Raw genomic sequence first — 8,860 nt, 5'->3', positions numbered from 1 at the left:
TTCCTTAAATCGCTTGTTAAATGTTATTGAATTCACACCTATAAATTTCTCCCTTGTACTCATTTGACAAAGGTAATACTATTTTCGTTTTTGGGCGGCCTAAACGCCTATACCTATAGGAGTAATTAGTTTTTAAATTTACTCATAAATACAACAAACACAATGATGAGTAGCATACTAAATACAAACAATAACACTGAATTTCTATTAGCAAAGTTTACAGTCCAACCCATAATAGGAATTATTTTTGGAGGTAATAAACGCTGGTCTTCTTTGTTGTAATAAAAAATTCCCCAAATCAAATTGTCAGGATCTTTGTGCCATCTTTCTTTTGTATCTTCGCTAGGTTCTTCTGAATTATTCATTATAATTAGATTTAGTTTTTTAGACTGGTTACTCCAAAACTGACCACTGATTAATCGTCTAAAACTCTAATTTTTTCTTTCTCAATTCGAAGTTCTGACCTAAGTAAACCCGGCGTACCATTTCGTCTTCAACCAATTCTTCTGGAACACCAGCTTTCAAGATTCCACCTTCGAACATAAGGTAAGTTTTGTCGGTAATGGCTAAGGTTTCTTGAACGTTGTGGTCGGTAATCAGGATGCCAATATTTTTGTTTTTTAGTTGCGCAACAATTCGCTGAATGTCTTCCACGGCAACAGGGTCAACCCCTGCGAAAGGTTCGTCAAGAAGTATGAATTTTGGATCGGTCGCCAAGCAACGGGCAATTTCGGTGCGACGGCGCTCTCCACCCGAAAGCAAATCGCCTCTGTTGGTGCGAATATGGCCCAAACTAAATTCTTCAATTAAACTTTCCATTTTGGCTTCTTGTTCCTCTTTAGTGTGATTGGTCAGCTGCAAAACACTCAAGATATTATCTTCGACGCTAAGTTTTCTAAAAACTGAGGCTTCTTGCGCTAAATAGCCAATGCCTTGCTGGGCTCTCTTGTACATTGGAAAATCAGTGATATTCAAATCGTCAAGATAAATATTTCCCATATTGGGTTTTACCAAACCAACAATCATATAAAAAGAAGTTGTTTTCCCGGCACCATTTGGCCCCAAAAGGCCTATAATTTCGCCTTGGTTTACTTCTACCGAAACGCCTTTTACAACACTTCTTCCTTTGTATGTTTTAACTAGATTTTCGGCTCTTAGCTTCATTGATACTTTATTTATTTTACAAATTAACAAAAATCAGTGCTCTGATTTTAGTATTTAACTTCAATTTTGGAATCTGCTAACTGCAACCTGATTACTGCTGACTTTCTTCAAGTTCTTCCCAAAACTCATACGCCCTGCGTAAATGCGGAATGACAATAGTTCCGCCAACTAGAGTTGCGATTCCCATTGCTTCCATCATTTCTTCTTTTGAAATACCTTCTTTATGGCAATTTTCTAAATGGTATTTTACACAATCATCGCATCGAAGAACAGCCGAAGCTACTAGTCCTAGAAGTTCTTTGGTTTTTACATCCAATGCTCCATCGGCGTACGCATTCGTATCAAGATTGAAAATTCGTTTTACAATTTTATTGTTGTCTGCCAATAATTTTTCGTTCATCTTAGAACGATAATCATTGAATTCTTTAACTAAGTTGCTCATTTTTTAGTTTTCTTTTATAAACAATGGATGATATAATTACACTCAATTCAAAAATAATCAGCATCGGAATGGCAACAATGGTCTGGCTCACCACATCTGGAGGAGTAACAATTGCAGCCACAATTAATACGATTACAATAGCATATTTTCGGTATTTTCTAAGGAATTCAGGTGTTACTAATCCTAATTTGGTTAAGAAATATATTATTATTGGTAATTCAAAAAATAATCCGCCTGCTATTACGGATGTTTTAAACATTCCGATATACGATTCTAAAGTAAATTGGTTTTTAACCATTTCACTTACAGTAAAAGTCGCCACAAAGTTGACTGACATCGGAATAATTACGAAATAACCAAATAACACTCCTAAAAAGAATAACAAGGAAGAAATGAAAATGAAAAATTTTGCATTTTTTCTTTCATTAGGATACAATGCAGGACTTATGAAGCCCCAAATTTGATATAATATATAAGGAAAAGCTAGAATGAAACCTGCCAACAGACACATCCAAACGAACATGTTGACTTGGCCTTCCATTAAAGTATTTTGAATGATAAAAGGCAGTTCTTCAATACAAATACTTTCTCCAAAATTCAGATAATGTGACAAATCACAAAACCAACGATACGTATAAAAAGAAGGTCTTGTGGGACCAAAAATAATGGTGTCAAACAAATAATCACTTATAAAATAAGTAAGGAATGCCATTATAATGATTGCAATAGTACTTCGAACTAGTAACCATCGCAATTCCTCAAGATGGTCCAAGAAAGACATTTCTTTAAGTTGTTTTTTTTCCATTATACGATCCCTTCTTTTAATATATCATGTAAATGAACAATTCCTTTGTATTCTCCATTATCTGAAACAATCAATTGAGTAATTGAAAAGTCTTCGAGAATATTTAAAGCCTCAACAACCATTGTAGAAGATTGTATCATCTTTGGCGTTTTTGTCATAATATCTTTCGCCGTCAAATGTGCAAAAGTATCATTATTATTAAGCATTCTTCTGATGTCTCCATCAGTAATTACTCCAATTACTTTTTTGTTTTCCACAACAGCAGTAGCTCCAAGTCTTTTTTCGGAAATTTCGATAATCACTTTTTTTATTGGAGTTTCGGGAGTTACCATAGGTTTCAAAGAATTTTCGAGTAAATCTTTTACTTGGAGTAACAGTTTTTTGCCCAAAGAGCCGCCAGGATGGTATTTTGCAAAATCTTCACGGGTGAAATTTCGTAAATTCATTAGGCACATTGCAAGCGCGTCACCCATAACGAGTTGTGCTGTTGTACTATTCGTTGGGGCTAAATTCAAAGGACAAGATTCGGCATCAACAGTAGTATTTAAAACATAATCAGACTCTTTGGCTAAAAATGAAGTTGTATTTCCTGTAATGGCAATTAATTTATTGCCAAATCGCTTGATAAGGGGCACAAGAATTTTTATTTCAGGGCTATTGCCACTTTTTGAAATACAAAGTACAATATCGTCAGGTTGAACCATTCCTAAATCTCCGTGTATGGCTTCGGCCGCGTGTAAAAATAGCGATGGGGTACCAGTAGAATTGAAAGTGGCGACCAATTTTTGAGCAATAATGGCGCTTTTTCCGATGCCTGTTACAATCAATCTGCCTTTAGAATTGAATAGTAATTGTGTGGCTTCTACAAATTGAATGTCGATATAATCAATGAGTTTAGCAATAGACTCGCTCTGGGATAGAATCGTATTTTTTGCTAAAATCAAAATGTTTTCTTTTGTGTTCAAAATAGAATTTTTATAAAAATTTGTAAATATGAAAGAAATTAGTATCTTTATGAAACGCAAATTTAGATAAAATACCATTAATAAAGAATGAATTCAAACGAAATTGACATCCACAGAGAATTAAAGAAGTATTTTGGCTTCAGCCAATTCAAAGGTTTACAAGAGCGCGTAATAAAGAGTATTCTCAATAAAGAAAACACTTTTGTAATTATGCCTACAGGTGGTGGCAAATCTCTTTGTTACCAATTGCCTGCTTTAGTTCAAGACGGAACAGCGATTGTTGTTTCCCCTTTAATCGCCTTAATGAAGAATCAAGTTGATGCTATTCGAAGCTTATCCTCCGAAAATGGAGTAGCCCATGTTTTAAACTCTTCACTGACCAAAACGGAAATTTCCCAAGTAAAAAAAGATATTTCCGCAGGAATAACTAAACTTTTGTATGTTGCTCCTGAATCTTTGACCAAAGAAGAATACGTAGCTTTTCTTCAAACAGTGCCTATTTCATTTGTTGCGATAGATGAAGCACATTGCATCTCCGAATGGGGCCATGATTTTAGACCTGAATATCGAAATCTAAAACATATTATCAAGCAATTAGGCGAAGTTCCTGTCATTGGACTTACCGCTACAGCTACTCCAAAAGTTCAGGAAGATATCCTTAAAAATTTGGATATGGTAGATGCAACCACCTATAAAGCATCATTCAATAGGCCTAATTTATATTATGAAGTACGTACAAAAACTAAAAATATTGAAGCGGACATCATTCGTTTTATAAAACTTCATAAAGGAAAATCAGGGATTATTTATTGCCTCAGTCGTAAAAAAGTTGAAGCTATTGCCGAAGTTTTACAAGTAAACGGAATTAGCGCTGTGCCCTATCATGCAGGTTTAGATGCAAAAACACGTGCCAAACATCAAGATATGTTTCTAATGGAAGATGTTGATGTGGTTGTTGCTACCATTGCTTTCGGGATGGGAATTGACAAACCCGATGTTCGTTTTGTAATTCATCACGATATTCCAAAATCATTAGAAAGTTACTACCAAGAAACTGGTAGAGCTGGTCGTGATGGTGGCGAAGGACATTGTTTGGCTTATTACTCCTATAAAGATGTAGAAAAACTCGAAAAATTCTTATCAGGAAAGCCAGTTGCCGAGCAGGAAATAGGTTTTGCATTATTACAGGAAGTGGTAGCTTATGCTGAAACCTCTATGTCTAGACGAAAATTCCTTTTGCATTATTTTGGTGAAGAATTCGATAATGAAACAGGTGAAGGTGGCGATATGGACGACAATGTTCGCAATCCTAAAGTGAAGGTTGAAGCTAAAAAACAAGTAGTAAAATTGCTTGAAGTCGTGCGCGATACCAAACATATTTATAAATCCAAAGAAGTGGTCTTTACACTAATTGGTCGAGTAAATGCAGTGATAAAAGCCCATCGAACTGATGTTCAATCCTTTTTTGGTTCTGGAACAGATCATGACGAAAAATATTGGATGGCATTGTTGCGACAAGTTTTAGTGGACGGATTATTATCCAAAGACATCGAAACCTATGGTGTTGTTAAAATAACAAAAAAAGGACTGAATTTTATAAAAAATCCAACTTCCTTTATGATGTCAGAGGACCATGAATATAACGAATCTGAGGATGAAGCGATAGTGACAGCTGCTAAAGGAACTGGGGTTGCCGATGAAGTTCTGATGGGAATGTTGCGTGACTTGCGTAAAAAAGTTGCCAAAAAATTGGGCGTTCCTCCTTTTGTTGTATTTCAGGATCCTTCACTAGAAGATATGGCATTGAAATATCCAATTTCGATGGATGAATTGATTAATACTCATGGAGTTGGAGAAGGAAAAGCCAAAAAGTACGGCAAGGAATTCATTACTCTAATCAATCAATATGTCGAAGATAATGATATTATTCGTCCTGAAGATTTAGTTGTAAAATCTACGGGAGCCAATTCAATAAATAAACTCTATATCATTCAAAATATAGACCGAAAATTACCGCTGGATGATATTGCTTCCGCCAAAGGATTGACGATGGAAGCCTTGATTACGGAAATGGAACAAATTGTAAATTCTGGTACAAAACTGAATATCAAGTATTGGATTGATGAGATGCTTGACGACGATCAGCAAGAAGAAATTCATGACTATTTTATGGAATCACATTCCGATAACATCGAAGAAGCACTAAAAGAATTTGATGGGGATTATGATATTGATGAATTGCGCCTAATGCGAATTAAATTTATTAGCGAAGTAGCGAATTAAAATAGCGTTCAGTGTTCAGTTTTTAGTAATCAGTTTGGTTTGACTGAACACTAAAAACTGAATACTGGTTACTAAAAAACTTCCCCTCGATGTGGTTTCAATGCGTCACGAACTTGAATCATCGTTTCATCGGTAACCACCATAAAGGCTGTTGCATACATTTCGTTTAGGACTTCAAAACCGGTTATGTTTGGTGATAATTTTTCGGCAATGATATATTCCTTCAAATGAATTTCGTGATGCTCAGCAATTTTAGCAGAACTTGGACCCCGAAAATCCCAAATTAATTTTATTTTCTTCGGCAGTTCGCTGTCGCTCGTGTGTCTAGACATAGTAAGGTTATTAATTATTCAAAGGTAACTTTTTGTTAAATTTGAAAAAAAATTATCCCATGAATTATTTTAAATACTTTGCCCTGCTTTTTTCGGTTAGTTGTTTTTCGCAAGGACTTTCGATCGAACAAGCGAATCATTTGGCTTCATTGCCTATCAAATGTTTGCAACAAGAATATCCAAACAAATTAGGGCAAATGCTTATTGATAGTACAGAAATTCAATCGCCCAAAAAGTTGCATCCCGCTTTTTATGGTTGTTTTGATTGGCATTCTTCTGTGCATGGACATTGGAGTTTGGTTTATTTATTGAATAAATTTTCAAATATTGACAAAAGAGATGCAATCATTGCCAAAATTAAAATCAATCTTTCTAAGGAAAACATTCAAAAAGAAATTGAGTATCTTTCAAAGAATCATGAAAAATCATTTGAAAGAACCTATGGTTGGGCTTGGGTTTTAAAATTGCAGCAGGAATTAGAAAGCTATAAAGAACCATTTGCGCAGGAATTGGCACAGAATCTAAAACCATTATCCGCGCTATTTATTCAAAGATATTCTGAGTTTTTACCGAAATTGTTATACCCAATACGGGTGGGAACTCATTCCAATACAGCTTTTGGTTTGTCGTTGGCCTATGATTATGCGCTATATTCTAAAAATGTAGCATTTCAGAAAGTAGTAAAAGAAAATGCAAGTAGACTTTTTCTCAACGACCAAAATTGTCCATTCAATTGGGAGCCGAGTGGTACCGATTTTCTTTCGCCTTGTCTTGAAGAAATGGGTTTGATGCAACGAGTATTACCTCAAAATGAGTTTTTCGTTTGGTTAAAAAAGTTTGCTCCGCAACTTTTTAATAAAAAATTTTCTTGGGAAGTAGCCAAAGTTTCTGACCGCACAGACGGACATTTAGTACATCTTGATGGATTAAATTTTAGTCGTGCTTGGAATCTGTATCATTTGATGAGTCAGTATCCGAAAGAGTTCTCTCATTTAAGAATGCTGGCCGATTCGCATTTTGATTTTTCATTGCCATCTGTTGTCGATGGAAATTATGAGGGCGAACATTGGTTAGCTACTTTTGCTTTGCACGCCTACGAAGAGAAAAAGTAACAACAATTCCTTACTTTTGCCAAAAATATTTTCATGCCTCAAGAACTTCTCTTTCAAGTATCACCAGAAACAGCTACTAATGAATCGTTGCTCAAACATCATGTGGCCAAATTAATTCGGGTAGATGTCAAGGAAATTCTGCACATTTCCATTCTAAAACGTTCGATCGATGCACGACAAAAAGCGGTGAAATTCAATTTGAAAGTCACTATTTATATGCTTGGAGAAGAAATTCAAGATTCTAAAATTGAGTTACCTGAATATAAAAATGTCGAAAATGCGCAGGAAGTCATCGTTGTGGGAGCAGGTCCGGCAGGTTTGTTTGCTGCTTTACAATTGATAGAATTGGGTCTGAAACCTATCGTTATCGAAAGAGGGAAAGACGTTCGAGGAAGACGAAGAGATTTGAAAGCTATCAATCGTGACCACATAGTAAATGAAGATTCTAATTACTGTTTTGGCGAAGGAGGAGCAGGTACCTATTCAGACGGAAAATTATATACCCGTTCCAAAAAACGCGGTGACGTAACCCGAATTTTGGAATTATTCGTCGCTTATGGGGCATCACATGACATTTTAGTCGATGCCCATCCACATATTGGAACCAATAAATTACCGCAAATCATTCAGGATATGCGGGAAAAAATCATCGAAATGGGAGGTAAGGTCCTTTTCGAAACGCGTTTGACCGATATTATCATCAAAAACAATGAAGTTCAAGGGATCGTTACTAAAAATGGGGATACGATCTTGGCTAATAAAATAATTCTTGCCACAGGACATTCTGCTCGTGATATTTATGAATTATTAGATAATAAACAAATTTTCATCGAGGCAAAAGCATTTGCTTTAGGTGTTCGAGCCGAGCATCCGCAGACTTTGATAGATAGTATTCAATATAGTTGTGATTATCGCGGACAGCATTTACCACCGTCACCCTATTCTATCGTAAAGCAAGTAGGAGGTAGGGGCATGTACTCTTTTTGTATGTGTCCCGGTGGAGTGATTGCGCCCTGTGCAACAAGTCCTGGCGAAGTAGTTACGAACGGTTGGTCGCCGTCTAAAAGAGATCAGGCTACCGCCAATTCGGGTATTGTAGTCGAATTAAAGTTGGAAGATTTCAAACCATTTGCCAAATTTGGCGCTTTGGCTGGAATGGAATTCCAAAAAAGTATCGAACAAAAAGCTTGGCATTTGGCAGGAAAGACTCAAAAAGTTCCTGCTCAAAAAATGGTTGATTTTACCCAAAAGAAAGTTTCGTCTAATATCCCGAAAACTTCTTATGTTCCCGGTACAACTTCGGTGGAAATGGGCGAAGTTTTCCCTGGATTCCTAACCCAAATATTAAGAGAAGGTTTTGTTGAATTCGGAAAATCGATGCGTGGTTTCTTGACTAATGAAGCTGTACTTCACGCACCAGAATCGAGAACTTCCTCGCCAGTGCGCATTCATAGAGACGCAGAAACATTGGAACACCTTCAAATAAAGGGGTTGTACCCTTGCGGAGAAGGTGCAGGTTATGCGGGTGGAATTATTTCTGCGGCAATTGATGGAGAGAAATGTGCGTTGAAAATTGGGGAATTATTGAAAAAGTAGGAACAAGTTACAATTTCTCTGAATAAGAAATAAAATTTTAGGTATAGGCGCTTAGAGCACCCTTGTTATCTATTGATTTTATTGATATTTATTCAAATTTCACCATCTTTTTCATTAACACATCGAAGATTGTCCCCATATTTGACCTTCTATTGTATCTA

The 8,860-nt window shown here is 36.0% G+C and carries 9 protein-coding genes; 3 read left to right on the top strand and 6 right to left on the bottom strand.

The window, feature by feature from the left end; genetic code table 11:
- Positions 1–125 precede the first annotated feature (125 nt).
- The 5 genes from ACIQ1E_RS12665 to ACIQ1E_RS12645 all read right to left on the bottom strand — a co-directional run bounded on the left by ACIQ1E_RS12665 (position 126) and on the right by ACIQ1E_RS12645 (position 3,376).
- Positions 126–365 (bottom strand): hypothetical protein, encoded by a 240-nt coding sequence (locus ACIQ1E_RS12665; RefSeq protein ID WP_396171669.1) that lies wholly within the window; start codon positions 363–365, stop codon positions 126–128.
- 58 nt (positions 366–423) lie between these two features.
- Entirely contained in the window at positions 424–1,164 is a 741-nt protein-coding gene (lptB, locus tag ACIQ1E_RS12660) for an LPS export ABC transporter ATP-binding protein (protein ID WP_396171668.1), read from the bottom strand.
- 91 nt (positions 1,165–1,255) lie between these two features.
- A complete protein-coding gene (locus ACIQ1E_RS12655) occupies positions 1,256–1,606 on the bottom strand; it encodes a carboxymuconolactone decarboxylase family protein (RefSeq protein ID WP_396171667.1) in 351 nt (116 codons plus the stop codon).
- Entirely contained in the window at positions 1,590–2,411 is an 822-nt protein-coding gene (gene tatC, locus ACIQ1E_RS12650; protein ID WP_396171666.1) for a twin-arginine translocase subunit TatC, read from the bottom strand. The genes ACIQ1E_RS12655 and tatC overlap by 17 nt, the downstream gene beginning before the upstream one ends.
- Positions 2,411–3,376 carry an SIS domain-containing protein gene (locus tag ACIQ1E_RS12645; protein WP_396171665.1) on the bottom strand — a complete coding sequence of 322 codons (966 nt, stop codon included), beginning with the start codon at positions 3,374–3,376 and terminating at the stop codon, positions 2,411–2,413. The genes tatC and ACIQ1E_RS12645 overlap by 1 nt, the downstream gene beginning before the upstream one ends.
- 87 nt (positions 3,377–3,463) lie before the next feature.
- Here ACIQ1E_RS12645 and ACIQ1E_RS12640 point away from each other — a divergent pair, with 87 nt between their 5' ends.
- A complete protein-coding gene (locus ACIQ1E_RS12640; protein ID WP_396171664.1) occupies positions 3,464–5,659 on the top strand; it encodes a RecQ family ATP-dependent DNA helicase in 2,196 nt (731 codons plus the stop codon).
- Between the two features lie 71 nt (positions 5,660–5,730).
- Here ACIQ1E_RS12640 and ACIQ1E_RS12635 read toward each other — a convergent pair whose 3' ends face one another.
- On the bottom strand, positions 5,731–5,964 hold the full coding sequence (locus tag ACIQ1E_RS12635; protein ID WP_396171670.1) for a hypothetical protein: 234 nt from the start codon (positions 5,962–5,964) through the stop codon (positions 5,731–5,733).
- Positions 5,965–6,050: 86 nt separating this feature from the next.
- Here ACIQ1E_RS12635 and ACIQ1E_RS12630 point away from each other — a divergent pair, with 86 nt between their 5' ends.
- Entirely contained in the window at positions 6,051–7,103 is a 1,053-nt protein-coding gene (locus ACIQ1E_RS12630; protein WP_396171663.1) for a DUF2891 domain-containing protein, read from the top strand.
- Between the two features lie 33 nt (positions 7,104–7,136).
- Entirely contained in the window at positions 7,137–8,699 is a 1,563-nt protein-coding gene (locus ACIQ1E_RS12625; protein WP_396171662.1) for an NAD(P)/FAD-dependent oxidoreductase, read from the top strand.
- Positions 8,700–8,860: the final 161 nt, after the last annotated feature.

It is taken from the genome of Flavobacterium sp., assembly GCF_044348915.1.
Taxonomy (GTDB): Bacteria; Bacteroidota; Bacteroidia; order Flavobacteriales; family Flavobacteriaceae; genus Flavobacterium.
Note: the sequence above shows the minus strand (reverse complement) of the source record. Positions and strands in the feature narration are given on the sequence as shown.

Excerpts from the sequence above, each read along its gene's own strand:
- ACIQ1E_RS12640 (WP_396171664.1), top strand. The coding sequence starts at position 3,464 with ATGAATTCAAACGAAATTGACATCCACAGAGAATTAAAGAAGTATTTT.
- ACIQ1E_RS12630 (WP_396171663.1), top strand. The coding sequence starts at position 6,051 with ATGAATTATTTTAAATACTTTGCCCTGCTTTTTTCGGTTAGTTGTTTT.
- ACIQ1E_RS12665 (WP_396171669.1), bottom strand. The coding sequence starts at position 365 with ATGAATAATTCAGAAGAACCTAGCGAAGATACAAAAGAAAGATGGCAC.
- ACIQ1E_RS12655 (WP_396171667.1), bottom strand. The coding sequence starts at position 1,606 with ATGAGCAACTTAGTTAAAGAATTCAATGATTATCGTTCTAAGATGAAC.
- lptB (WP_396171668.1), bottom strand. The coding sequence starts at position 1,164 with ATGAAGCTAAGAGCCGAAAATCTAGTTAAAACATACAAAGGAAGAAGT.
- tatC (WP_396171666.1), bottom strand. The coding sequence starts at position 2,411 with ATGGAAAAAAAACAACTTAAAGAAATGTCTTTCTTGGACCATCTTGAG.
- ACIQ1E_RS12625 (WP_396171662.1), top strand. The coding sequence starts at position 7,137 with ATGCCTCAAGAACTTCTCTTTCAAGTATCACCAGAAACAGCTACTAAT.